At 63.0% G+C, this 24152-nt stretch carries 22 protein-coding genes and 1 pseudogene; 15 read left to right on the top strand and 8 right to left on the bottom strand.

Annotated elements, in window-relative coordinates; translation table 11 throughout:
• Positions 1-44 precede the first annotated feature (44 nt).
• Positions 45-683 carry a C40 family peptidase gene (locus tag BT204_RS01040; RefSeq protein ID WP_060763954.1) on the bottom strand — a complete coding sequence of 213 codons (639 nt, stop codon included), beginning with the start codon at positions 681-683 and terminating at the stop codon, positions 45-47.
• A gap of 249 nt (positions 684-932) precedes the next feature.
• Here BT204_RS01040 and BT204_RS01035 point away from each other — a divergent pair, with 249 nt between their 5' ends.
• On the top strand, positions 933-1361 hold the full coding sequence (locus BT204_RS01035; protein ID WP_034128940.1) for an NINE protein: 429 nt from the start codon (positions 933-935) through the stop codon (positions 1359-1361).
• Positions 1362-1486: 125 nt separating this feature from the next.
• Here the strand turns inward: BT204_RS01035 and BT204_RS01030 are convergent, their stop codons facing one another.
• The 7 genes from BT204_RS01030 to gshB form a co-directional block, all read right to left on the bottom strand.
• Positions 1487-2758: a dihydroorotase gene (locus BT204_RS01030; RefSeq protein WP_072445589.1), complete on the bottom strand. Its 1272-nt coding sequence runs from the start codon at positions 2756-2758 to the stop codon at positions 1487-1489.
• Positions 2755-3759: an aspartate carbamoyltransferase catalytic subunit gene (locus BT204_RS01025; RefSeq protein WP_034128938.1), complete on the bottom strand. Its 1005-nt coding sequence runs from the start codon at positions 3757-3759 to the stop codon at positions 2755-2757. Before BT204_RS01025 ends, BT204_RS01030 begins: the two co-directional genes overlap by 4 nt.
• Before the next feature lie 24 nt (positions 3760-3783).
• The gene (pyrR, locus tag BT204_RS01020; protein WP_019817751.1) at positions 3784-4290 is read right to left on the bottom strand and encodes a bifunctional pyr operon transcriptional regulator/uracil phosphoribosyltransferase PyrR; all 507 of its coding nucleotides are present in this window, start codon (positions 4288-4290) and stop codon (positions 3784-3786) included.
• A gap of 132 nt (positions 4291-4422) precedes the next feature.
• Positions 4423-4860 carry a Holliday junction resolvase RuvX gene (ruvX, locus tag BT204_RS01015; protein WP_003195067.1) on the bottom strand — a complete coding sequence of 146 codons (438 nt, stop codon included), beginning with the start codon at positions 4858-4860 and terminating at the stop codon, positions 4423-4425.
• A complete protein-coding gene (locus tag BT204_RS01010) occupies positions 4860-5429 on the bottom strand; it encodes a YqgE/AlgH family protein (protein WP_017139445.1) in 570 nt (189 codons plus the stop codon). Before BT204_RS01010 ends, ruvX begins: the two co-directional genes overlap by 1 nt.
• A 173-nt stretch (positions 5430-5602) precedes the next feature.
• On the bottom strand, positions 5603-6508 hold the full coding sequence (locus BT204_RS01005; protein WP_034128937.1) for an energy transducer TonB: 906 nt from the start codon (positions 6506-6508) through the stop codon (positions 5603-5605).
• A 77-nt stretch (positions 6509-6585) separates the two neighbouring features.
• Positions 6586-7539 (bottom strand): glutathione synthase, encoded by a 954-nt coding sequence (gene gshB, locus BT204_RS01000; RefSeq protein ID WP_034128936.1) that lies wholly within the window; start codon positions 7537-7539, stop codon positions 6586-6588.
• A gap of 238 nt (positions 7540-7777) precedes the next feature.
• On the opposite strand from gshB, the gene pilG reads away from it, so the two are divergent.
• The 14 genes and pseudogenes from pilG to mdcH all read left to right on the top strand — a co-directional run bounded on the left by pilG (position 7778) and on the right by mdcH (position 24101).
• Positions 7778-8185 (top strand): twitching motility response regulator PilG, encoded by a 408-nt coding sequence (gene pilG / locus BT204_RS00995; protein ID WP_014720321.1) that lies wholly within the window; start codon positions 7778-7780, stop codon positions 8183-8185.
• 46 nt (positions 8186-8231) lie between these two features.
• Positions 8232-8597 carry a twitching motility response regulator PilH gene (gene pilH / locus BT204_RS00990; RefSeq protein WP_014720320.1) on the top strand — a complete coding sequence of 122 codons (366 nt, stop codon included), beginning with the start codon at positions 8232-8234 and terminating at the stop codon, positions 8595-8597.
• 11 nt (positions 8598-8608) lie between these two features.
• Positions 8609-9133: a chemotaxis protein CheW gene (locus tag BT204_RS00985; protein WP_072445588.1), complete on the top strand. Its 525-nt coding sequence runs from the start codon at positions 8609-8611 to the stop codon at positions 9131-9133.
• Positions 9130-11181, top strand: coding sequence for a methyl-accepting chemotaxis protein (locus BT204_RS00980; protein ID WP_020301916.1), 2052 nt, complete (start codon positions 9130-9132; stop codon positions 11179-11181). The genes BT204_RS00985 and BT204_RS00980 overlap by 4 nt, the downstream gene beginning before the upstream one ends.
• A gap of 175 nt (positions 11182-11356) precedes the next feature.
• A complete protein-coding gene (locus tag BT204_RS00975; RefSeq protein WP_072445587.1) occupies positions 11357-17176 on the top strand; it encodes an Hpt domain-containing protein in 5820 nt (1939 codons plus the stop codon).
• Positions 17169-17624, top strand: coding sequence for a chemotaxis protein CheW (locus BT204_RS00970; protein ID WP_034128932.1), 456 nt, complete (start codon positions 17169-17171; stop codon positions 17622-17624). Before BT204_RS00975 ends, BT204_RS00970 begins: the two co-directional genes overlap by 8 nt.
• Before the next feature lie 130 nt (positions 17625-17754).
• Positions 17755-17933: pseudogene (locus BT204_RS26870) on the top strand (chemotaxis protein CheW); the annotation flags it as partial.
• Positions 17934-18209: 276 nt separating this feature from the next.
• Complete coding sequence (mdcA, locus tag BT204_RS00965) at positions 18210-19880, top strand: malonate decarboxylase subunit alpha (RefSeq protein ID WP_034128931.1); 1671 nt, start codon at positions 18210-18212, stop codon at positions 19878-19880.
• Positions 19881-20714, top strand: a complete 834-nt coding sequence (locus BT204_RS00960) for a triphosphoribosyl-dephospho-CoA synthase (protein WP_072445586.1) — start codon at positions 19881-19883, stop codon at positions 20712-20714.
• Positions 20714-21013, top strand: coding sequence for a malonate decarboxylase subunit delta (locus BT204_RS00955; RefSeq protein ID WP_014720312.1), 300 nt, complete (start codon positions 20714-20716; stop codon positions 21011-21013). Before BT204_RS00960 ends, BT204_RS00955 begins: the two co-directional genes overlap by 1 nt.
• Entirely contained in the window at positions 21006-21848 is an 843-nt protein-coding gene (locus BT204_RS00950; protein ID WP_072445585.1) for a biotin-independent malonate decarboxylase subunit beta, read from the top strand. The genes BT204_RS00955 and BT204_RS00950 overlap by 8 nt, the downstream gene beginning before the upstream one ends.
• Complete coding sequence (mdcE, locus tag BT204_RS00945) at positions 21845-22615, top strand: biotin-independent malonate decarboxylase subunit gamma (protein WP_072445584.1); 771 nt, start codon at positions 21845-21847, stop codon at positions 22613-22615. The genes BT204_RS00950 and mdcE overlap by 4 nt, the downstream gene beginning before the upstream one ends.
• Complete coding sequence (locus BT204_RS00940; protein WP_054916895.1) at positions 22609-23205, top strand: malonate decarboxylase holo-ACP synthase; 597 nt, start codon at positions 22609-22611, stop codon at positions 23203-23205. The genes mdcE and BT204_RS00940 overlap by 7 nt, the downstream gene beginning before the upstream one ends.
• Positions 23202-24101, top strand: a complete 900-nt coding sequence (gene mdcH, locus BT204_RS00935) for a malonate decarboxylase subunit epsilon (RefSeq protein ID WP_072445583.1) — start codon at positions 23202-23204, stop codon at positions 24099-24101. Before BT204_RS00940 ends, mdcH begins: the two co-directional genes overlap by 4 nt.
• The last annotated feature ends 51 nt before the right edge of the window (positions 24102-24152 follow it).

Here is a 24152-nt window from a genome sequence, read left to right as displayed (position 1 = left end):
ACATTTGATTGCATTTCAAAGGGGGAGCTTCAGTGGTGCCTGGCTTAGCGCTGCACGATCCGCAGGTTGCTGTTCTGCTCTTTAGGCAGTACCCGCTTGGCAATCACGTAGTTCTTGTCCCAGAACGGCTTTTTCAGCGTGTCGATGCTCACCGACTTGCCACGGCGCGGTGCGTGGATAAAGCGGTCGTTGCCCAGGTAGATGGCGACGTGATTGACCTGGCGGCTCTTGAGTTTGAAAAACAACAGGTCGCCCGGTTTCAGGTCTTTGCGGTCAACCTTCAACCCATGGCCGGCCGCCATGGCGTTGGAAGTGCGTGGCAGGTCCACCGCTTTTACATCGTTAAATGCATATTTCACCAGGCCGCTGCAGTCGAACCCTTTACTTGGGCTGCTGCCGCCCCAACGATAAGGTGTACCGAGCACGTTGACGGCACGGCTCAAGACGTTGCTGCTTTGCTTGGTGTTCACGGCCAGCTGGGTGGAAAGCGCTTTGCCGTGGGCCTTGCTCAGTTGAGTCGGGCGGCTGACGGTCGGCTTTGCCGATTTGGCAGTGCTGGGCGTGCTATGGACTTTAGGGGTGAAACCGTTAACGTTCGGAAGTCGTTGCTCACGATTGGTGGCGTGGGCGGCCAGTGGCATTAATAGGCAAATGGTTAGCCATGTCTTGAAAAATGGTCGCATTAGGCGTGGCTCTTATGGGTTTGCGCGCAACTTTATAACAGCTTTTTGTGCTGTTCTCAGCCCGTTTGTCGACTGAACCTTGGGGTCAAATTCAGGAAAAACGCGACGATTCGCCGCAATTGTCCTACACAAGTCAGGCGCTACAAGGCTTTGAGGGCAGGACGATACCATTTGCCGTACGTCGGGCGCCCGTAAAAAAGTCACAAAGAAAATGAAAAAATTTATCTATCGAAGCAAAAGAGGTCCTTCATGAACACCTATCAACAGGTTGCTCAGCATCAAGACACCCACAGCAAGGCGATTGGTTACCTGCTGTGGATTTTCGGTTTTACCGGGGCTCATCGTTTTTATTACGGCAAGCCTGTGACGGGCACGATCTGGTTTTTTACCTTCGGCTTGTTCGGCATTGGCTGGTTGATCGACTTGTTCCTGATCCCGGCCATGGACCGTGAAGCCGACCTGCGGTTTACCGCAGGGCCGATTGAATACAGCGTGGCGTGGATTCTGTTGGCGTTCCTGGGGGTGTTTGGTGTGCACCGTATGTATCAGGGCAAATGGATCACTGGCCTGATCTACCTGCTGACCGGCGGTTTGTTCCTGATCGGGGTGCTGTATGACTTCTGGACGCTGAACACGCAGATCTCGATCCGCAATGCCGAGCGCAACAGCGGGCGCTGAGCGCTGATCATTCCCACGCTCCGCGTGGGAATGCAGCCCAGGACGCTCCGCGTCCACCTTTGGAGTGCTGACGCAGAGCGTCACAGAATGCGTTCCCACGCAGAGCGTGGGAACGAGCTTGCGCGTCAAGCCTGGTAGCTGATCCGTCCATCCATCAAGGTATACCGCACCGTCGCCGGCAGGCTGTGGCCGATGAACGGGCAGTTTTCGCCCTTGGACAACCAACGCTCACCAGCCACCGTCGAGCTTGCCAGGTCGAACAGCACCAGGTCCGCCGGTGAACCCACCGCCAACTGGCCCGCCGGCAAGCGCAGGGCCTCGGCCGGGCCGGCGCTCAGGCGTGCCAGCAGTGTCGGCAGGTCCAGCAAGCCGTCTTCCACCAGCGTCATCGCCAGTGGCAACAACAACTCCACGCTGCTGATGCCTGGCTCGGTCGCGCCAAACGGTGCCAGCTTGGCGTCTCGCTCGTGAGGTTGGTGATGGCTGGAAATCGCCGACACCACACCCGACTTCACCGCCGCACGCAAACCGTCACGGTCAGCCTTGGTGCGCAGCGGGGGATGTACGTGGTACAGGCTGGAGAAGTCGATCAGCGCCTCATCCGTCAGGATCAGTTGGTACAGGGCGACATCCGCGGTGACCCGCAAGCCACGGGCCTGGGCCTGGGCGATCAGAGCCACGCCCCGGGCGCTGGTCAACTGGCTGAAATGCGCACGCACGCCGCTTTGTTCCACCAGCAACAGGTCACGAGCGAGAGCCACGGTTTCTGCTGTTTCCGGAATGCCCGGCAGGCCGAGGAAGCTGGCCACTGCGCCTTCGTGGGCCAGGCCGCCTTCGGCCAGGTCGCGGTCCTGGGAATGGAAGATCACCGTCAAGTCGAAGGTGGCCGCGTATTCCAGGGCGCGGCACAAGGTGCGCGTGCTGCGAAAGCTTTCCAGGCCGTTGCCGAAGGCCACGCAACCGGCGTCACGCAGAGCGATCAATTCGGCGAGTTGTTCGCCATCCAGGCCCTTGCTCAAGGCACCAATGGGAAACACTTTGCAGTTGCCGGCTTCGCGGGCGCGGTCGAGGATCAGCTCGGTCACGGCCGACGTGTCCAGCACCGGCTTGGTGTTGGGCGGGCAACACAGGCTGGTCACGCCACCGGCTGCCGCGGCCTGGGTTTCGCTGGCGATATTGCCTTTGCGGCTGTAGCCCGGTTCACGCAGGGCGACATTCAGGTCCACCAGCCCAGGCGCGGCCACCAGGCCCTTGGCATCGATGCTCTGGCCGGCGTTGAAGCCTGCGGGGGCGGCGCCCATGGCGACGATCTTGCCGGCGTCCAGGTGTAGATCGGTAACTTGGTCCAGGCCACTGGCCGGGTCGATGACCCGGGCGCCGAGAATGCTGAGCTTCACTGGGCCTGCTCCTGCTCGAATTGACGTTGCGCGGTTTGCCCGCTCATGGCCATGGACAGCACGGCCATGCGCACGGCGATGCCGTAGGTCACTTGGTTGAGAATCACCGACTGCGGGCCATCGGCCACCGCCGACTCAATTTCCACGCCGCGGTTGATCGGCCCCGGGTGCATCACGATTGCATCCGGCTTGGCCATGGCCAGGCGTGCGGTGGTCAGGCCGAACAGGCGGTAGAACTCACCTTCGCTGGGCAACAAGCCCCCGGCCATGCGCTCGCGTTGCAGGCGCAGCATGATCACTACGTCCACATCCTTGAGGCCCTCGGCCATGTCGGTGTAGACCTTCACGCCATACTGTTCGATGCCGATTGGCAACAGGGTCTTGGGCGCGATCACGCGGATATCCGGGCAACCCAGGGCCTTGAGAGCCAGCATGTTCGAACGTGCAACCCGCGAATGCAGGATGTCGCCGACGATGGCTACCGAGAGGTTTTCAAAGCTGCCCTTGTGCCGACGAATGGTGAGCATGTCGAGCATGCCCTGGGTCGGGTGCGCGTGACGGCCGTCGCCGCCATTGATGATCGCCACGTTCGGGCACACATGCTCGGCGATGAAATGCGCAGCGCCGGAGTCGCCGTGGCGTACCACGAACATGTCGGCTGCCATGGCTTCCAGGTTGCGCAGGGTATCGAGCAGGGTTTCGCCCTTGCTCGCCGACGAGGTGGACACGTTCAACGTGATCACATCGGCCGACAGCCGCTGGGCCGCCAGTTCAAAGGTGGTGCGGGTGCGGGTGGAGTTCTCGAAGAACACGTTGCAGATGGTTTTACCGCGCAACAGCGGGACTTTCTTCACTGCCCGGCCACCGACTTCCAGGAACGAATCGGCGGTGTCGAGGATTTCGGTGAGCAGTTCGCGGGGCAAACCGTCGAGGGACAAGAAGTGTTGCAACTGGCCCTGAGCATTGAGCTGCAGCGGGCGCTTGGCATCTAGAGGCGTCATCGCGGGGACTCTTTACAAGGCGGTTTAAAGGGCAAGGTCTTGCAGTTCGAGTTCGAGCGGCGTGGGACCGGACAATTTTACCCGCTGCTGGGGGGCAAGCGACAGGGTCGCGCCTACGACGTCCGGGCTGATCGGCAGTTCGCCGGCATCCAGGTCCAGCAGGCACACCAGGGTCACGCTGGCCGGGCGGCCATAGTCGAACAGTTCGTTCATGGCGGCGCGGATGGTGCGGCCGCTCATCAGCACGTCGTCGATCAGTACCAGGTGCTGGCCTTCGATCTCGAAGGGCAGGGCCGAAGGGCGCACTTGTGGATGCAGGCCGTTCTGGCTGAAATCGTCGCGGTAGAAGGACACGTCCAAGGTGCCCAGGGGCGAATCGCTGCCCAGTGCTTCCAGCAATGCCTGGGCCACCCACACGCCACCGGTGCGTATGCCGATAAAGCGCGGTTCGCTGATGGCACGGTGTTCCAGGTGCGCCTTGAGGCGTATCGCCATCTGGCTGATCAGTTCGGCAGGGTTCGGCAAGCTCATGGTGGCTCCTTATCAAGTGTGTAGGAGCGAGCTTGCTCGCGAAAAACTCATGGGCACCGCGTTCATCCAGTCTTCTCGCGGTATCGTTAACGTTCTTCGCGGGCAAGCCCGCTCCCACAGGATCGCGGCGGGTCAGGATTCAAATAAAGCGGTGTTTTCATCCAGCCAGCCCTGCAACAGCAAGGCCGCGGCGATGGCGTCTACCGGGTTGTCGCGGTAACTGCCCTTTTGCCCGCCACGGTCGCGGCGCTCCCCCTTGGCTTCGAAGGTGGTGAGGCGTTCGTCGTGGGTATAGAAGGGCAGGTTGTAGCGGCCATTGAGGCGGCGCGCGAACTTCTCGGCGCGCAGGCACATGTCACTGGGGGTGCCATCCATGTTCAGGGGCAGGCCGACCACCACCGCGTCAGGCTTCCACTCTTTAATCAGGGCTTCGACCTGGTTCCAGTCCGGCACGCCGTTCTGGGCCTTGAGGGTGCACAGCTCGCGGGCCTGGCCGGTGATGACCTGGCCAACCGCTACGCCGATCTGTTTGGTGCCGTAGTCAAAACCGAGGATCAGACGCAAGGCCATCAGGCGTGCCCCGCCTGGCTGGTCAGCAGGCTGAGGTTGACCCGCAGCTTGGCTGCTGCCGCTTCCAGGCGCAGTTCGCTGGCGGTGTTGAACAGGATGTCAGCGTCGAACGGGCAGGTCAGCCAGGCATTGCTGGCCAGTTCGGCCTCCAGTTGCCCGGCTTCCCAACCGGCGTAGCCCAGGGTGATCACACTTTGCTCAGGGCCGACGCCGTCGGCGATGGCGAACAGCACGTCCTGGGATGTGGACAATGACACACCCTCAAGGTCTACCGTGGCCTGGAACTTGGGCCCGGTGGGGTGCAGCACAAAACCGCGATCTGTCTGAACCGGCCCGCCGATGTAGATCGGTACGCCCTGGCAACGCGCCGGCGGGTCGATTTCCGGGCGCAGTTGCTCAAGGATATCGGCCAGGTTCAGCTCCTGCGGGCGGTTGACCACCAACCCCATGGCACCATTGGCCGTGTGCTCGACGATGTAGGTCAAGGTCTGCGCAAAGTTCGGGTCGGCCATATGGGGCATGGCGATCAGGAATTGGTGCTTGAGGTAGGTCGGGCTGACGTTTTTCATGTCCGCTAGTGTGGCGTTGGAGGGGCGAACTGACAAGTGCGGGCGCGAGCCTGGTCGCTGATCGTTCCCATGCTTTGCGTCGGAATGCGTCCCGGGGCGCTCCGCGTCCCAAGAGCAGACGCAGAGCGTCCATGGCGGCATTCCCACGCGGAGCGTGGGAACGATCTGTGTGATCAGTTGCTGGACAACCGGTCGCCCTTGGCGAACCGCCAGGTGCGGATGATTTCCAGGCGGTCCACGTCGCTCAAGTCGCCGCTGAACGGCGCAAAGGGCGCGGCCAGGCGCACGATGCGTTGCGCAGCCTGGTCCAGCAGCGGCTGGCCGGAGGACTCCAGCACCTGCACCTCATACAGCGAGCCGTCACGGTTGATCGACACCAGCAAGCGCAAATTGCCATAAATCTGCTGGCGCCGCGCCTCGTCCGGGTAATTGAGGTTGCCGATGCGTTCGACCTTCTTGCGCCACTCGTCCTTATACCAGGCACCTTTATCGCGCATGGTTGAGGCGGCGTTCAAACGGTAGATGCGCGGGCGCTTGGCATAAAGCTGTTGCTCATGGGCCAGTTCGGCTTCCAGGCTGGAAATTTCGTCGGATAACGTCGAACTGTCGAACGTCGGCGCAGGTTTCACTGGCTCGGGCTTGGGTTCGGTCTTGGCCTTTTCGCGCTGGGTCGGGGCTTTTTGCGGTTTGGGCGCGACAGTGGTCACCGCAGCCTTGGGCGTGGCCTGCCTGACCTCAGGCTTGGGCGCTGGCGGCGGAGTGACCTTCTTGACCTGGTTGTCATGGAAGGGCGCTACCTCGGTGGTCTTGGGCACTGCTTTCTTGTCGAGGGTGCCGCTGCCCTGTTGGTTGTCCTGGGCGAGAAAGTCAGCCTTTTCGGGCTTCTTTTCGCTCTTGAACGTGGCGAGGGTGATTTCCAGGGTCTTGGTGATCTGCTTGGGTTCGACCAGGGTGAACCCCACACCCAGGAGCAGGGCGAGATGAATCAAGGCAGCGAGAAACAGGGTAAAACCGAGACGATCGGCCGGGCGCACGCCGCTGGGGGAGAATTCGGGGGGCAGATCGGACGGGAGTGTCATGACAAGAAAACCAACATCGCGCGTTTCACAGGTGGCGCATGATAACGCAATGTTGGTAGGTGTCCGGCTGTTCTATGTCACTTGGCTTGTAGCTTGCGTTCAATGGCGGCCATCAGCATTTCGCCGATGTTCGTGCCAAATGCGTTGTCGATCTCGCGAATACAGGTCGGGCTGGTGACGTTGATTTCAGTGAGGTTCTCGCCAATTACGTCTAGTCCGACAAATAGCAGACCTTTTTCCCGCAGGGTTGGACCGACTTGAGCGGCAATCCAGCGGTCTTTTTCTGATAACGGCCGCGCTTCACCGCGACCACCGGCGGCCAGGTTGCCACGGGTCTCGCCGGCTGCCGGGATGCGCGCCAGGCAATAATCCACCGGCTCGCCGTCAATCATCAGGATACGCTTGTCGCCATCCTTGATCGCCGGCAGGTAGGCCTGGCCCATGATCTGCTGGGTGCCCAGGGCGGTCAGGGTTTCGAGGATCACCGACAGGTTCGGGTCGCCGGCGCGGTGACGGAAGATCGAGGTGCCGCCCATGCCGTCCAGCGGCTTGAGGATCACGTCGCCATGCTTGGCGGCGAATTCACGCAGTACATCGGCGCGGCGGCTGACCACGGTCGGTGGCGTGCACTGCGGGAACAGGGTGGCGAACAGTTTTTCATTACAGTCGCGCAGACTTTGCGGCTTGTTGACGATCAACACGCCCGCGCGTTCGGCCTGCTCCAGCAGGTAGGTGGAGTACACAAATTCCATGTCGAACGGCGGATCCTTGCGCATCAGGATCACGTCGAGGTCGCTCAGCGGGCTGTCGATTTCGTCAGAAAGCTCGAACCACTTCTCGGGGTTGGCAAACACCTGCAGCGGGCGCATGCGTGCGCGGGCCTCGCCGTCACCCTGGTAAAGGTCGCGCTGCTCCATATAGAACAAGGTCCAGCCGCGGGCCTGGGCGGCCAGGAGCATGGCCAGCGAACTGTCCTTTTTATAGGAAATGCTGGCGATAGGGTCCATGACAATGCCGACGCGAACGCTCATGGGGATTTCCTCTAGCAAATTAGGGCGCATAAAAGTGGCGTCAGAGTGGCGCTGCGGCTGTTGTGGGTCAAGGAAAAACCACTGGGCGGGTGCCTCGATAGATTGCGCCAGGAGACTGTGCTAAAAAGGCTGGCACGGCGCAGCAGCCCTTGAATTCCAAGGCTTGCGGCGTTCATCCTGTGCAACATCAGGCAGTACACACCGAAAACCGATTCGCTGTGGCGATGGTAGAGCAGATATGGAACAGCATTCCAACGCCTTGAAGGTGATGGTGATCGACGATTCGAAAACGATCCGCCGCACCGCCGAGACGCTGTTGAAGAACATGGGGTGCGAGGTCATCACGGCGATCGACGGTTTCGACGCCCTGGCCCGTATTGTCGATCATCACCCGCACATTATCTTTGTCGACATCATGATGCCGCGCCTGGACGGCTACCAGACCTGCGCCCTGGTGAAGAACAACCCGGCGTTCAAGTCGATCCCGGTGATCATGTTGTCTTCCAAGGACGGCCTGTTCGACAAGGCCAAGGGGCGCATCGTGGGTGTCGATCAATTTTTGACCAAGCCTTTCAGCAAGGAAGAACTGCTGGGGGCGATCAAGGCCTATGTGCCTGGGTTCGCCGCGGTAGAACAAGCACACTGACGCCGCCTCACGAGGGCCGGCGCCGACCAATGTAGCGGGGAAAACCATGGCACGTGTTCTGATCGTCGACGATTCGCCGACCGAAATGTACAAACTCACCGGCATGCTGGAAAAGCATGGCCACCAGGTGCTCAAGGCCGAAAACGGCGCGGACGGCGTGGCCCTGGCCCGTCAGGAAAAGCCCGACGCGGTGCTGATGGATATCGTGATGCCCGGCCTCAACGGCTTCCAGGCCACGCGCCAGTTGTCCAAGGAGCCGGAAACCAACGGTATCCCGATCATCATCATCACCACCAAGGACCAGGAAACCGACAAGATCTGGGGCGCACGCCAGGGCGCCAAGGACTACCTGACCAAGCCTGTGGATGAAGAAACTCTGATTGCCACCCTGAACAAGGTGCTGGCCGGCTAAGGCTTGCGATCATGACCGAGTCGCAAACCGCCTTCGAGCTGCTGCTGGACATCGACCGCCGCTGCCGCTTGCTGGCCGCGGACCTGCCGTCCCAGGAAACGCGCCTGCAACGCTGGAGCGGCATCGCTTTCCGCGTAGGGCCAAACGCCTACGTGGCGCCCATGGGCGAAGTCGCCGAGGTGTTGCATGAGCCACGTTGCACCTTGATGCCGGGGGTCAAGCCCTGGGTCAAGGGCGTGGCCAACCTGCGCGGGCGCTTGCTGCCGGTGATGGACCTGGGCGGTTTCCTGGGCCTTGAGTTGTCCAGGGCGCGCAAGCAACGACGGGTGCTGGTGGTGGAGTTCAACGACCTGTTTGTCGGGCTGCTGGTAGATGAGGTGGTAGGCATGCAGCATTTCCCATTGGATGCCTGGGTGGCGAGCGCTGCCTCGAGCGCCCCGTTTATCCAGGGCCAGTTCGACGGCGAGCCGCAATGGCAAGTCCTCAGCCCCTTCGCCCTGGCCCAGGCCCCTGGCTTCATGGATGTTGCCGCATGAGTACCGCTACCGCGCCCAAACCCCAGGCCGCTTCGCGCAGCCGTTCGCAGATCATCGTGCTGTTTATCGCCTTGATCGTGTTCATCATGTTGCTGTTCGCCAACTTCGCGTACCTCAACACCCAGTCCACCTACGATAAACAGTACATCGGCCACGCCGGTGAGCTGCGCGTGCTGTCCCAGCGCATTGCCAAGAACGCCACCGAGGCCGCTGCCGGGAAAGCGGCGGCGTTCAAGCTGCTGGGCGATGCGCGCAACGATTTTGCCCAGCGCTGGGGTTACCTGAAAAAAGGTGACCCGCAAACTGGCTTGCCGGCGGCGCCCAGTGCGGTGCGCGCCGAAATGCGGGCGGTGCAGACCGACTGGGAGGCGCTGCTCAAAAACACCGACGCCATCCTGGCCAGCGAGCAGACCGTATTGTCGTTGCACCAGGTGGCGGCGACCCTGGCCGAAACCGTGCCGCAACTGCAGATCGAGTCGGAAAAGGTCGTGGATATCCTGCTGCAACGCGGCGCCCCGGCCAGCCAGGTAGCCTTGGCCCAACGCCAGTCGCTGCTGGCCGAACGTATCCTGGGGGCGGTCAACACTGTGCTGGCGGGGGATGAAACCGCCGTGCAGGCCGCCGATGCCTTTGGCCGCGATGCCAACCGTTTTGGCGTGGTGCTCAATGGCATGCTCAACGGCAACCCGGGCCTGCGTATCACCCAGGTCGAAGACCCGGACGCCCGTGCGCGGCTGGCGGACATCGCCGAGCTGTTCGAATTTGTCTCCGGCTCCGTGGATGAAATTCTCGAGACCTCGCCACAGTTGTTCCAGGTGCGCGCCTCGGCGAGCAATATTTTCAACCTGTCGCAAACCCTGCTCGATGAAGCCTCGCACCTGGCCACGGGTTTTGAAAACCTCGCCAGCGGGCGCAGCTTCGACACCATCGGCGGTTACGTGCTGGGCTTGCTGGCGCTGGCCTCGATCATCCTGATCGGCCTGGTCATGGTGCGCGAGACCAACCGCCAGCTGCATGAAACCGCGCAGAAGAACGAGCGCAACCAGAACGCGATCATGCGCCTGCTGGATGAAATCGAAGACCTGGCTGACGGCGACCTCACCGTCACCGCCTCGGTCACCGAAGACTTCACCGGCACCATCGCAGACTCCATCAACTATTCCGTGGACCAACTGCGCGACCTGGTCGCCACCATCAACCTCACTGCCGGGCAGGTCGCCGGTGCGGTGCAGGACACCCAGGCCACCGCCATGCACCTGGCCCAGGCGTCGGAGCATCAGGCCCAGCAGATTGCCGAAGCGTCCACGGCGATCAATCAGATGGCGCAGTCCATCGACCAGGTGTCGGCCAACGCGGCCGAATCCTCGGCGGTAGCTGAACGCTCGGTAGAGATCGCCAACAAAGGCAACGAGGTGGTGCACAACACCATCCACGGCATGGACAACATTCGCGAGCAGATCCAGGACACCGCCAAGCGCATCAAGCGTTTGGGCGAATCGTCCCAGGAAATTGGCGACATCATCAGCCTGATCGACGACATCGCCGACCAGACCAACATCCTCGCTCTCAACGCCGCGATCCAGGCCAGCATGGCCGGTGACGCCGGGCGCGGTTTTGCGGTGGTGGCCGATGAAGTGCAACGGTTGGCCGAACGCTCCTCGGCAGCCACCCGGCAGATCGAAACCCTGGTGCGCACCATCCAGGCCGACACCAACGAAGCGGTGATTTCCATGGAGCAGACCACCACCGAAGTGGTGCGCGGCGCACGCCTGGCCCAGGACGCCGGGGTGGCGCTGGAAGAGATCGAAGGCGTGTCCAAAACCCTGGCAGCGCTGATCCAGAGTATTTCCAACGCGGCGCAGCAACAGACCTCATCGGCGGGGCAGATTTCCCTGACCATGAACGTGATCCAGCAGATCACCACCCAGACGTCGTCGGGTTCCACCGCCACCGCAGAAAGCATTGGTAACCTGGCGAAGATGGCCAGCCAGTTGCGCAGGTCGGTATCGGGTTTCACCTTGCCGCCGCCCAAGCAGGTCGATGATTGAAATACGACCTGAAGAACACCACAGTCCAACTATGGCAGCTGGCTTGCCTGCGATAGCGGTCTGTCAGATACAGAAATAGTGCTGACCCACCGCTATCGCAGGCAAGCCAGCTCCCACATCGGATCTCCATTGTTTGTGAGATACCAGCAACTCATGAATTCTAAGCGGAGCAGTTATGGTTGATCGGCACGACTACGTGGCCCTCGAATGGGTCAAGGGCGATATTGCCGAAACCCTGAAACAGGCCCGGTCGGCCCTGGACGCGTACGTTGAAACCCATGACGACGACGCTCTAAACGAATGCCTGGCCGGTATTCACCAGGTACATGGCGCGCTGCAAATAGTCGAGTTCTACGGCGCGGCGCTGCTGGCCGAAGAAATCGAGGAACTGGCCCTGGCACTACAGGCCGGGCACGTTGGCCAACGCGATGAAGGTATCCGGCTGCTGCAACAAGCCCTCGGCCAACTGCCGCTGTACCTCGACCGCGTGCACAGTGCCCGCCGCGACTTGCCGCTGGTGGTGCTACCGCTGCTCAACGACCTGCGCAGCGCCCGTGGTGAAAGCCTGCTATCGGAAACCAGCCTGTTCAGCCCGCAACTGCTATCGATCGAGCCGTTGCCTGAGCAAGCCCTGGCCCAGCGGGCCACGCCGGATCTGCATGAGCAGTTGCGCCAATGGCGCCACCTGCTGCAACAAGCCCTCGCCGGATTGCTGCGTGAAGACCACGGCCCCAGCAACCTGGAAGACATGGCGCGGGTGTTCGCACGCCTTGAAGCGCTATGCCAGGGTGCGCCGCTGCTGCCGTTGTGGCAGGTCACCTCGGCGCTGGTCGAAGGCATGCTCACCGGCGTGGTCGCCAACAGTCCGGCGCTGCGCAGCCTGCTCAAGGCCAGCGACAAGCAACTCAAGCGTTTGCTGGTTCAAGGCATCAATGGCATCAACCAGCCGGCACCGGACGAGTTGCTCAAGAGCCTGTTGTTCTACGTCGCCAAAGTCACCCGGCCGACGCCGCGCATGCAGAGCCTGAAGGAGCGCTACGGCTTGGACGAAGCGTTGCCCGACAGCGCCGTGGTCGATGCTGAACGTGCACGGCTGGCCGGGCCGGATCGCAATGCCATGGGCTCGGTACTCGGGGCGTTGTGTGAGGAACTGGTGCGGGTCAAGGAACGCCTGGATCTGTTCGTGCGCAGTGATCGCCAGCACACCCAGGACCTCGAGCCGTTGCTGGCGCCCTTGCGGCAGATAGCCGATACCCTCGCGGTGTTGGGTTTCGGCCAGCCGCGCAAAGTGATCATCGACCAACTCGCTGTGGTGTTGAGCCTAGTCCAGGGGCAGCGCGAACCCAATGACGCGGTGTTGATGGATGTGGCCGGCGCGTTGCTGTATGTCGAAGCGACGTTGGCCGGGATGATCGGCACCGTCGAACCGCAAAGCCGTGAAGACAGCCGCTTGCCCACCACCGACCTGACCCAGATCCATCAGTTGGTGATTCGTGAGTCGTGCCAGTGCTTGCGCCAAGCCAAGGAGCTGGTGATCGACTGCATTGAGGCTGATTGGGATCGTCAGCGCCTGGAGTCCTTGCCCGAGCTACTGAGCCAGGTGCGTGGTGCCCTGGCGATGATTCCCTTGCCGCGTGCGGCGAGCCTGATGCGCGGTTGCACCGATTACGTCGACGAGCAATTGATGATCAACGAGGCCGCCCCTTCGGCGACACAACTGGCGCATTTCGCCGAGGTGGTCAGCAGCCTGGAGTACTACCTCGAGCGCATGCTTCAAGACCCTGACGCGGCAGGGGAAAAAGTGCTGGAGTTGGCCACCCAGGGCTTGAATGCATTGGGCTACCTGCCGGTGGAAAAACCCTGGCGGCAGGCGCTGGCTGCGCCCGAGGGGGCGCTGTCCACCGAGGCTGCGCCAAACCAATCCCAGTTCGATGCCTTGGCCAGCCCTGCATCACGTCTCAACCCTCCAGCCTTGCAGCGTCCCGGTAGCCTGTTGCCGCCGCCGGCCGGTGAAGAACCGATTGACGATGAACTGCGCGAAGTCTTCCTTGAAGAAACCGATGAAGTCCTCGACGTGTTGCATCGCTACCTGCCCGACAGCGCGGACAAAGCCGCCCAGGGCGAAATGCGCCGGGCTTTCCATACCCTCAAGGGCAGCGGCCGCATGGTGCGCGCCCTGGTGCTGGCCGAGCTGGCCTGGGCCGTGGAGAACCTGCTCAATCGCGTGCTGGAACGCAGTGTAGTCCTTGGCCCTGAGGTGCGGCAGGTGTTGGATGAGGCCGTGGCCCTGCTGCCGGAGCTGATCGCCGATTTCGCTAGCGACGATCAACGCCAGCGCGATGAAGTCGACGCCTTGGCCGCCCATGCCCATGCCCTGGCCAGTGGCGCTGCAACATCGACCACCGAGCCCCATGACCCAATGCTTCTGGAGATCTTTCGCAACGAAGCCCAGGGCCATCTGGACAGCCTCGACCACTTCCTGCAACAGGCCGCCGAGCAGGTGCCGCTGCAGGTCAGTGATGAACTGCAACGCGCCTTGCACACCCTCAAGGGCAGCGCCTACATGGCCGGCGTGTTGCCCATTGCCGAACTGGCGCGCCCGCTGGATCACCTCACCCGTGAGTACAAGGCCCACCGCGTGCCGCTGGACAAGGACGAAGTGGCGTTGTTGCTTGAGGCACAAGGACTGTTCCAGCGCGGGGTGCGTGATCTGGACAACAATCCCCTGGCGCCGATCCACGGCGCGGCCAGCGTGATCAGCCGCACCCAACACCTGCTGGAGCATCAACTGGCCGCCTTGCTCGACGCCCCCACGGCCGGCCTGCGCGTCAAGCGTGACCCGCACTTGATCACCAACTTCCTGGCCCAGGGCATGGACATCCTGCTCGACGCCGAAAGCCTGCTGCGTCGCTGGCAGCAACACCCCGGCGACCGTCTGGAACTCACGGCGTTGCTGGACGAACTGACCACCCTGGGCGAGGGTGCGCACCTTGCCGACCTGCATCCTATCGACGCGTTGTGCGAAGCCTTGCTCGACCTGTATGGCGCGGTAGAGGAAAGCAGCCTGGCGGTCAGCGCCCGGTTCTTCCAAGAGGCTGAACAGGCCCACGACGCGCTGATCAACATGCTCGACCAGTTGGCCGCCGGCCAGGAAATCAGCCCCGCGCCTGCACGGCTGCAGGCGTTACGCGCGTTGCTGGACGAAGCCTTAGACCCGTCCGCCACAGGCCTGATCAAAAGCGACGGCAGCCGCGCCCTGAGTATCTCCGAATTGGGCGCGGCCACCGCGCAGCTGGATCACGCCACCGCGATGGACGACGAGATTGTTGAGATCTTCCTTGAGGAGGCCGTAGACATCCTCGACAGCGCCGGCCAGTCGCTCAAGCGATGGTTACTGGAGCCCGACAGCGCTGCGCCCTTGTCCTCGTTGCAGCGGGATCTGCACACCCTCAAGGGCGGCGCGCGCATGGCCGAAATCGACCCGGTGGGCGACTTGGCCCACGAGCTGGAATGCGTTTATGAGGGGCTGGTGGACCGCCGCTATAGCTACTCTGTCGAGCTATCCCAGGCACTGATGGCCAGCCACGAACGCTTGGCTCAACAATTGGAAGAGCTGCAACAACAGCAACCCCTGAGTGACGGCGCCGAACTGGTCGAAAGGCTGCGGGAATTGCGCCAGGCCAGCAGCCCGGCAGCGCCGGCTGCGGTGGCGCCAGCCTCGGGTGCCGACCCGGAATTGCTGGATATCTTCCTCGAAGAAGCTGCCGATATCCTCGACAGCTCAGGCAGCGCGTTAGTGCGCTGGCAGGGCGAGCCGGGCAATCGCCAAGAAGTGGAAACCCTGCTGCGGGACCTGCACACCCTCAAGGGCGGTGCGCGCATGGTCGAGATCGGGCCAATCGGCGATCTGGCCCATGAGCTGGAATTTCTTTACGAAGGGCTGTCCGCCGGTTTGCTCGCGCCGACCCCTGAGTTGTTCGCACTGCTGCAAGGCTGCCATGACCGCCTGGCGCAGATGATCGACGCCGTGGCCGAGGGTCTTCCGGTGGGTTCGGTGGATAAACTCATCGAGCGCATCAAGAGCCTGGTGCACCCCAGTGATGAGCCGGTCACACCGGTGGCGCTGCCGGCGGGCAAGGCCGAAGCGGTCGCCGATCCGGCCGCCGACATGGTGAAAATCTCTGCCGACTTGCTCGATGACCTGGTCAACCTGGCTGGTGAAACCTCGATCTTCCGTGGGCGTATCGAGCAGCAAGTCAAGGATGCGCGCATTGCCTTGAGTGAGATGGAAACCACCATCGAGCGCATGCGCGACCAGCTGCGCCGGCTCGACAGCGAAACCCAGGGCCGCCTCCTGAGCCGCCAGCAAGCCGAGGCCGAACGCCTGGGCTACGAAGAATTCGATCCGCTGGAAATGGACCGCCATTCGCAGCTGCAACAGCTGGCCCGTGCGCTGTCCGAATCTGCCTCCGACCTGCTCGACCTCAAGGACACCCTTGAGCGCCGCAACCAGGATGCCCACAACCTGCTGCAGCAACAGGCGCGTATCAACACCGAGTTGCAGGAAGGCCTGATGCGCACGCGCATGGTGCCTTTCGAGCGCATGTTGCCACGCCTCAAGCGCATCGTGCGGCAAGTGGCGGGCGAGTTGGGCAAGGACGTGGAGTTTATCGTCGGCAATGCCGAAGGCGAGATGGACCGCAATGTGCTGGAGCGCATGGCGGCACCCTTGGAGCATATGCTGCGCAACGCCGTCGACCACGGCCTGGAGTCGCGCGAAGTGCGGCTGGCGGCGGGCAAACCGGAGAAGGGCCGCATCACCCTGGACCTGACCCACGAAGGCGGCGACATCGTCTTCGACATGCGTGACGACGGCGCCGGCGTGCCCCTCGAAGCGGTGCGACGCAAGGCGATCAAGCGCGGCCTGCTCGCCCCCCATCAAGAGATCAGCGACCGTGACGTGTTGCAGTTCATCCTGCAACCGGGCTTTTCCACTGCCGAAAAAATCACCCAGATTTCCGGGCGCGGCGTGGGCATGGACGTGGTGCATGAGGAAGTGCGCCAGCTCGGCGGCTCGATGGTGATCGACTCGACGCCGGGCATGGGCGTGCATTTTCGCATTCGCCTGCCGTTTACCGTGTCGGTCAATCGTGCGCTGATGGTGCACTGCGCGGACGACCAATACGCGATCCCGCTCAACACCATCGAAGGCTTGGTGCGCGTGCTGCCCCACGAATTGGCGGGGCACTACCAGCAAGACCCGCCGCACTATGAATACGCCGGCCAGCGCTACGAGTTGTTCTACCTCGGTGACCTGCTGCACACCGCCAGCCGCCCTAAACTGCTGGGCCAGTACCAGCCGGTGCCGGTGCTGCTGGTGCACTGCAATGAACGCCGCGTGGCGGTACACGTGGATGCCATGGCCGGAACCCGCGAGATCGTGGTCAAGGGCCTGGGGCCGCAGTTCTCCGGGGTGCAGGGCGTGACCGGCGCGACCATCCTGGGCGACGGCCATGTGGTGCTGATCATCGACCTGCTGGCGCACATCCGCGCTCGGCAACCGGCCTTGCCGGCCCAGGCAGTGGATGCGCCGCTGATCCTCAACGACCCACTGAAAAAACGCCCGCTGCTGGTGCTGGTGGTGGACGACTCGGTCACCGTACGCAAAGTCACCAGCCGCCTGCTGGAGCGCAACGGCATGAACGTGCTCACCGCCAAGGACGGTATCGACGCCCTCGCCATCCTGGAAGAACACACTCCGGACCTGATGCTGCTCGACATCGAAATGCCGCGCATGGACGGCTTCGAAGTGGCCATTCAGATACGCAATGACCCGCGCCTGATGCGCTTGCCGATCATCATGATCACCTCACGCACCGGCCAGAAACACCGCGACCGCGCCATGGCCATTGGCGTCAACGACTACCTCGGCAAGCCGTACCAAGAGTCGGTGCTGCTGGAGAGCATCGCCTACTGGAGCAAGTCCCATGCTTGAGCACCGCACCAGCCAACTCACCGGCCTGCTGCTGCCCCTGGCCGACCGCCACTTGGTGCTGCCCAACGTTGCCGTGGCCGAACTGATCGATTTCCAGCGTGGCGAACCGGCCAGCGATGCGCCGCCGTGGTACCTGCGGCAGGTCACTTGGCGCGATCGACAGATTCCGCTGATCAGCTTTGAAGCGGCCTGCGGCGAAGCCAGCGTGACGGGCGAACGCTCGAGGATCGTGGTGTTGAATGCGTTGGGTGGCAGGCCCACGTTGAAGTTCATTGCCCTGGTGATCCAGGGTATTCCCCGCTCGTACAAGCTCGACAGCGAATTGAGCTACGTGGACGTGCCCCTGTGCCCGCTGGAACTGGCGGCAGTGCAAGTGGGCGAGCAGGTGGCGAAGGTGCCGGACTTGATGGGGCTTGAAGCGCTGCTGGTAGAGTCCGGCCTGGCCTGACTGATCGTTCACACGCTCCGCGTAGGAATGCCGCCGGGGACGCTCCGCGTCCCGCCAGTCAGCATAAGGGTGACGCAGAGCGTCACAGGATGCATGCCCACGCGGAGCGTGGGAACGATCAGTTATGCGCCGCCAGGTCACGTGGCGCGATCGGCAGATTCCGCTGACCAGCTTTGAAGCGGCCTGCGGCGAAGCCAGCGTGACGGGCGAACGCTCGAGGAGGCGGCGGTGCAAGTGGGGGAGCAGGTGGCGAAGGTGCCGGACTTGATGGGGCTTGAAGCGCTGCTGGTAGAGTCCGGCCTGGCCTGACTGATCATTCACACGCTCCGCGTGGGAATGCCGCCGGGGACGCTCCGCGTCTCGCCAGTCAGCATAAGGGTGACGCAGAGCGTCACAGGATGCATGCCCACGCGGAGCGTGGGAACGATCAGTTATGCACTGACCCACCATCAACGCAGGCAAGCCAGCTCCCACAGTTTGATCTTCGTTACTCCAGGCGTAACGGTTCGTCCTCCAGCTTGATTGATGCCTTAACGCTTCACTCCTAAGGTAAGCCCCACGACAGCAACCCCCCGTGGAGCGACCATGACAACAACCATCACCCCCGACTCGCGCTGGACGCGGCGGCGCGACGAGAAGCAGCGGCGGCTCGGGCTGGTCAAAAAATACGCAGACGGGGCGGTGTTGCCCAGTGACAAGATCGTCGAGGCCCTTGAAGCCTTGATCCTCCCCGGCGACCGCGTAGTGCTGGAGGGCAACAACCAGAAGCAGGCCGACTTCCTCTCGCGCTCCCTAGCCCAGGCCGACCCCGCCAAGCTCCACGATTTGCACATGATCATGCCCAGCGTGGGCCGTTCCGAGCACCTGGACCTGTTTGAAAAGGGCATTGCCCGCAAGCTGGATTTCTCTTTCGCCGGCACCCAATCCCTGCGCATCAGCCAGTTGCTGGAAGACGGCATGCTGGAGATCGGCGCGATCCACACCTACATCGAGCTCTATGCGCGGCTGGTGGTGGATCTGATCCCCAACGTGGTGCTCTCGGCCGGTTTCATGGCCGACCGTGCCGGTAACATTTACACCGGCGCCAGCACCGAAGACACCCCGGCGCTGATCGAGCCCGCCGCCTTCAGCGATGGCATCGTCATCGTGCAAGTCAACCAGTTGGTGGATGACGTCACCGACTTGCCCCGCGTCGACATCCCCGCAAGCTGGGTCGATTTCGTGGTGGTGGCCGACAAGCCGTTCTACATCGAGCCGCTGTTCACCCGCGACCCGCGCCATATCAAGCCGGTGCATGTGCTGATGGCGATGATGGCGATCCGTGGCATCTACGAAAAACATAATGTGCAGTCGCTCAACCATGGCATTGGCTTCAACACCGCCGCCATCGAATTGATCCTGCCCACCTACGGCGAATCCCTGGGCCTCAAAGGCAAGATCTGCCGCAACTGGACCCTCAACCCGCACCCCACATTGATCCCGGCGATTGAAAGCGGTTGGGTAGAAAGCGTGCATTGCTTCGGCACCGAACTGGGCATGGAAAACTATATTGCCGCACGCCCGGATGTGTTCTTCACCGGCCGCGATGGCTCGATGCGCTCCAACCGCATGTTCTGCCAACTCGCCGGCCAATACGCCGTGGACCTGTTTATCGGCGCCACCCTGCAAGTGGATGGCGACGGGCATTCCAGCACCGTGACCCGTGGCCGCCTCGCCGGTTTCGGTGGCGCGCCGAACATGGGCCACGACCCACGCGGCCGCCGTCATGGCACACCGGCCTGGCTGGATATGCGCCACGACGATGCGCCTGAGGCCTTGCTTGAACGCGGCAAAAAACTCGTAGTGCAGATGGTCGAGACCTTCCAGGAAGGTGGTAAACCCACTTTCGTCGACACCCTGGACGCGGTGGAAGTGGCCCGCAAAAGCGGCATGCCCCTGGCGCCCATCATGATCTACGGCGACGACGTCACCCACTTGCTCACCGAAGAAGGCATCGCCTACCTGTACAAGGCGCGCTCCCTGGAAGAACGTCAGGCAATGATCGCCGCCGTCGCCGGGGTGACCGCCATCGGTATGCGCCACAACCCCAAGGACACTGCGCGCATGCGCCGCGAAGGCTTGATTGCCTTGCCCGAAGACTTGGGTATTCGCCGCACCGACGCCACCCGTGAGTTGTTGGCCGCCAAGAGCGTGGCCGACCTGGTGGACTGGTCTGGTGGCCTCTACAACCCGCCCGCCAAATTCAGGAGCTGGTAAATGCGCGCGCTCAAACAGCATGAACTGAGCCTGGCCGATCGCCTGGCGGATATGGCCGTGGATGCGCTGATCGACGAAGCGGATTTGTCGCCTAAACCCGCTCTGGTAGACCGGCGCGGCAACGGCGCTCACAGCGATTTGCACCTGGGGCTGATGCACGCCTCGGCGCTGTCGCTGTGGCCGATGTTCAAGGAAATGGCCGAGGCCGCGCTCGACATCGGCGAAGTCGGCCTGCCCCTGCGCGAAGCGCTCGGTCGTATTGGCCGGGAAGGCGAGCAGGCCATGCTCGCCACCACCCAGGGCGTGAACACCCATCGCGGTGCGATCTGGGCGCTGGGTTTGCTCACTGCGGCGGCGGCCCTGGAGCCCCGCGCCATAACCCTGACCGCCGCCAAGCTGGCCCTGCTCAACGACCGCTTCGCCCCGCAGCCCATGAGCCATGGCGCCCAGGTTGCCCAGCGCTACGGCGCACGCGGCGCCCGTGAAGAAGCCCAGCTCGGCTTCCCTTCAGTGACGCAACGCGGCCTGCCGCAACTGCACAAGAGCCGCCGCGAAAACGCCGGTGAGCAGAACGCCCGGCTGGATGCTTTGCTGGCGATCATGACGGACCTGGCAGACACCTGCGTGCTCTACCGCGCCGGTATCGAAGGCCTGGCTACCATGCAACAGGGCGCCCAGGCCGTGCTCGACGCCGGAGGCAGCGCAACCCTGGCCGGACGCCGCCAACTGCATGAACTGGACCTGCAACTGCTGGCCTTGAATGCCTCCCCCGGCGGCGCCGCCGACCTGTTGGCCGCCTGCCTGTTTATCGACCGCCTCGACGGAGCGTTGTGATGGAAACCTTATCCTTTGAATTCCCCGCCGGGCAGCCCCCCAAAGGCCGTGCGCTGGTGGGCTGCGTCGGCTCGGGCGACCTGGAAGTGCTGCTGGAGCCGGGCACGCCCGGCACCTTGACCATCCAGGTGCAAACCTCGGTCAATGGCGCGCAGCAACGCTGGCAGCACCTGTTCGAACGCATCTTCCAGGAGCAGACGCCACCGGCCCTGAACATTGATATCCACGACTTCGGTGCCACACCCGGTGTGGTGCGCTTGCGCCTGGAGCAAGGTTTCGAGGAGATCGGCCATGACTGACTTACTCGCTAAACACAGCTTTGTCGAACTTGGCGCCCGGCAGCGCGCCAAGGCGCTGTTGGATGCAGGCACCTTCCGCGAGTTGATCGACCCGTTCCAGCGGGTCATGTCGCCGTGGCTCAGCCGCCAGGGCGTGGTGCCCCAGGCCGATGATGGTGTGGTGATCGCCAAGGGCAGCATCGGCGCCAAGCCTGTGGTGATTGCCGCGATCGAAGGTAATTTCCAGGGCGGCAGCCTGGGTGAAGTTGGCGGTGCGAAAATCGCGGGCGCCTTGGAGCTGGCGGCCGAAGACAACCGCAACGGCGTCCCCACCTGCGCGGTACTACTGCTGGAAACGGGCGGCGTGCGCTTGCAGGAAGCCAACCTGGGCCTGGCTGCCATTGCCGACATTCACGCGGCGATTGTCGACCTGCGCCAGTACCAGCCGGTGATCGGCGTGGTGGCCGGCAGTGTCGGTTGCTTTGGGGGCATGTCCATCGCGGCTGGCTTGTGCAGCTACCTGGTGGTGACTCGCGAAGCACGTCTGGGCTTGAATGGCCCGCAAGTGATCGAGCAGGAGGCTGGCCTGGAGGAATACGACTCCCGCGACCGCCCGTTTATCTGGAGCCTTACCGGTGGCGAGCAGCGCTTCAACAGTGGCTTGGCCGACCGTTATGTGACGGACGATGTGGCGCAGATCCAGCAGACTGTCAGCGCACTGTTGCAGCAGGGCGTGCCCACACAACCGCGCAGCCGGCGCGCTGATTTTTACCTGGCGCGCCTGGCCGAACTGGACGCGAGCGCGCAAATCGAGCCGGCGACTGTTCGCGCGCTGTATCAGGGAGAACGCCCATGAGAGGCTTGCAGTGGTTCAACGCATTGAGCGCCAACGCAACGCCGGTCGAAGGTTTGCCGGGCTCATTGAAAGTGGCGGATGGTGTGTTGGGTGAACAGGCGGTGCGCTATATCGCCGTGGTCCCCGACCCGCACAACCGCTTCCCCCGCGCCCGCAATGGCGAAGTCGGCCTACTGGAAGGCTGGGGCTTGGCCAAGGCGGTGGACGAAGCCATCGCCCGGGGTGACAAGCGCCCCATCATCGCTATCGTCGACGTACCCAGCCAAGCTTATGGCCGTCGCGAAGAAGTTCTTGGCATTCATCAGGCCTTGGCCGCCGCCGCTGACAGCTACGCTCGCGCTCGGCTCGCCGGCCACCCGGTGATCGCCCTGTTGGTGGGCAAGGCCATGTCGGGGGCGTTCCTCGCCCACGGCTACCAGGCCAATCGCCTGATCGCCCTGCGCGACCCTGGCGTGATGGTGCATGCCATGGGCAAAGCCTCGGCCGCCCGGGTGACCTTGCGCAGCGTCGAGGAATTGGAAACCCTGGCCGCCAGCGTGCCGCCGATGGCCTATGACATCGACAGCTATGCCAGCCTGGGATTGCTGTGGGAGACGTTGTCAGTCACCCGGATTGAACAACCTACGACGGATGACGTGGCGCGAGTCAGCGATTGCCTGGTGCAGGCAGTCAAGGATATCGGCAGTACCGACTTGAGCTCACGCCTCGGCGCCACCAACCGAGCCGCCTCCAGCCGAGTGCGCCAGCTGTTGCGGGAGCAATGGTGAACGCCCACGACTTACTCTGGGGCATGACCGTGGCGCATCTGCCTGCCGATGCCCCGGCCTGGGTGCGGGACGCGATCCGTGCCGGGCATCCGGTAGTGGTGCGGCGTGCCATCGCCGAGCCGGGCCATGTGGCGGTCGGTGTGCGTGGGCGTTTGCGTGAGCAGCGTTTTGCCGCCCAGATGCCCGTGGCGGCGGTGCAACGGCGGGTGGCGCCGCAAGCTTTGCGAGCGGCGGTCTCACCACGGGATTTACCGGCGCTGCGGGCCCTCGATCAACTGCGGCCGGTGCTGGCGCCGCAAGATTGGGGCGTCAGCGGCAGTGCCGGGTTTGAATTGGCCAGTGGCATTGAAGCGCTGCATGCCAACAGTGATCTGGATTTGATCCTGTGCACGCCCAAGCCCCTGGATCGTAGCGAGGCGCGAGCGCTGTTGGCGATCCTGGACACCGCGCCTTGTGCCGTCGACCTGCAACTGCAAACCCCTTTCGGCGCCGTCGCGTTGCGCGAATGGGCCGGCCCCTCACGCCGTGTACTGCTCAAGACCGTCAGCGGTGCGCACCTTGTGCTCGACCCTTGGCAGGCCGTGGCATGAGCAGCCTTCTGGTGTTTCCGGGGCAGGGCGCCCAACGCAGCGGCATGCTCCAGGTGTTGCCGGCCGACATTCTGCAAGAGGCCAGCGATGCCCTGGGTGAAGACGTTCGTCGGCTCGACTCGGCGCAGGCGCTTGAATCGACGCGGGCTGTGCAACTGTGCCTGTTGATCGCCGGCGTGGCCCATGCCCGGCAATTAGAGTGCACGCCGGATTATGTGGCGGGCCTGTCCATCGGCGCCTACCCAGCCGCGGTGATGGCCGGGGCCCTGGACTTCGCTGATGCGATAAAACTGGTCAGCCTGCGTGGTGAACTGATGCAGCAGGCTTATCCACATGGCTATGGCATGACGGCGCTGATCGGCCCTGATCTTTCCAGCGTCGAGGCCTTGCTGGCGGATATCCACAGCCCGCATACGCCGGTGTATCTGGCCAATATCAATGCCGACAACCAGACCGTCATCGCCGGCAGCAACGAGGCGATGAAGCGAGTTGCCGAGCGCATCACAGGCAACGGTGTCGCCAAGCGCCTGGCCGTCAGCGTGCCGTCTCACTGCCCGTTGCTGGAGCAACCCGCCCAGGCACTGTTCCAAGCCTTCGTCCCACTCAAGGCGCCGCGCATTACTTACCTGAGCAGCACCCGCGCGCGACCTATCCACAACCCCGAACAACTGCGTGACGACCTGGCCTTCAATATGTGCCGCGTCGTCGATTGGCGCGGCACTGTGCAAAGCGCCTACGAGCGCGGTGTGCGCCTGCAAATCGAACTGCCTCCGGGCGCGGTGCTCACCGGTCTGTCACGCCGTGTTTTCGAACAAGGCACGGTGATCGCCTGCGAAGGCGCCCGCCTGGACACCTTGCAGGCCCTGCTGCAAGAGGAGGAACGCCGCCACCGATAACGCAGTACCCAAGGCTTTCGAAGCACAAAAACAACAATTTCGAACGAGCAC

The sequence above is a fragment of the Pseudomonas sp. NFPP02 genome, assembly GCF_900119355.1.
Lineage (GTDB): Bacteria > Pseudomonadota > Gammaproteobacteria > Pseudomonadales > Pseudomonadaceae > Aquipseudomonas > Aquipseudomonas paracarnis.
Note: the sequence above shows the minus strand (reverse complement) of the source record. Positions and strands in the feature narration are given on the sequence as shown.

Bases quoted from the DNA above. Each gene is read 5' to 3' on its own strand.
- BT204_RS01040 (WP_060763954.1), bottom strand. From the start codon at position 683: ATGCGACCATTTTTCAAGACATGGCTAACCATTTGCCTATTAATGCCA.
- BT204_RS01035 (WP_034128940.1), top strand. From the start codon at position 933: ATGAACACCTATCAACAGGTTGCTCAGCATCAAGACACCCACAGCAAG.
- BT204_RS01025 (WP_034128938.1), bottom strand. From the start codon at position 3,759: ATGACGCCTCTAGATGCCAAGCGCCCGCTGCAGCTCAATGCTCAGGGC.
- pyrR (WP_019817751.1), bottom strand. From the start codon at position 4,290: ATGAGCTTGCCGAACCCTGCCGAACTGATCAGCCAGATGGCGATACGC.
- ruvX (WP_003195067.1), bottom strand. From the start codon at position 4,860: ATGGCCTTGCGTCTGATCCTCGGTTTTGACTACGGCACCAAACAGATC.
- BT204_RS01010 (WP_017139445.1), bottom strand. From the start codon at position 5,429: ATGAAAAACGTCAGCCCGACCTACCTCAAGCACCAATTCCTGATCGCC.
- BT204_RS01005 (WP_034128937.1), bottom strand. From the start codon at position 6,508: ATGACACTCCCGTCCGATCTGCCCCCCGAATTCTCCCCCAGCGGCGTG.
- gshB (WP_034128936.1), bottom strand. From the start codon at position 7,539: ATGAGCGTTCGCGTCGGCATTGTCATGGACCCTATCGCCAGCATTTCC.
- pilG (WP_014720321.1), top strand. From the start codon at position 7,778: ATGGAACAGCATTCCAACGCCTTGAAGGTGATGGTGATCGACGATTCG.
- pilH (WP_014720320.1), top strand. From the start codon at position 8,232: ATGGCACGTGTTCTGATCGTCGACGATTCGCCGACCGAAATGTACAAA.
- BT204_RS00985 (WP_072445588.1), top strand. From the start codon at position 8,609: ATGACCGAGTCGCAAACCGCCTTCGAGCTGCTGCTGGACATCGACCGC.
- BT204_RS00980 (WP_020301916.1), top strand. From the start codon at position 9,130: ATGAGTACCGCTACCGCGCCCAAACCCCAGGCCGCTTCGCGCAGCCGT.
- BT204_RS00975 (WP_072445587.1), top strand. From the start codon at position 11,357: ATGGTTGATCGGCACGACTACGTGGCCCTCGAATGGGTCAAGGGCGAT.
- BT204_RS00970 (WP_034128932.1), top strand. From the start codon at position 17,169: ATGCTTGAGCACCGCACCAGCCAACTCACCGGCCTGCTGCTGCCCCTG.
- mdcA (WP_034128931.1), top strand. From the start codon at position 18,210: ATGACAACAACCATCACCCCCGACTCGCGCTGGACGCGGCGGCGCGAC.
- BT204_RS00960 (WP_072445586.1), top strand. From the start codon at position 19,881: ATGCGCGCGCTCAAACAGCATGAACTGAGCCTGGCCGATCGCCTGGCG.
- BT204_RS00955 (WP_014720312.1), top strand. From the start codon at position 20,714: ATGGAAACCTTATCCTTTGAATTCCCCGCCGGGCAGCCCCCCAAAGGC.
- BT204_RS00950 (WP_072445585.1), top strand. From the start codon at position 21,006: ATGACTGACTTACTCGCTAAACACAGCTTTGTCGAACTTGGCGCCCGG.
- mdcE (WP_072445584.1), top strand. From the start codon at position 21,845: ATGAGAGGCTTGCAGTGGTTCAACGCATTGAGCGCCAACGCAACGCCG.
- BT204_RS00940 (WP_054916895.1), top strand. From the start codon at position 22,609: ATGGTGAACGCCCACGACTTACTCTGGGGCATGACCGTGGCGCATCTG.
- mdcH (WP_072445583.1), top strand. From the start codon at position 23,202: ATGAGCAGCCTTCTGGTGTTTCCGGGGCAGGGCGCCCAACGCAGCGGC.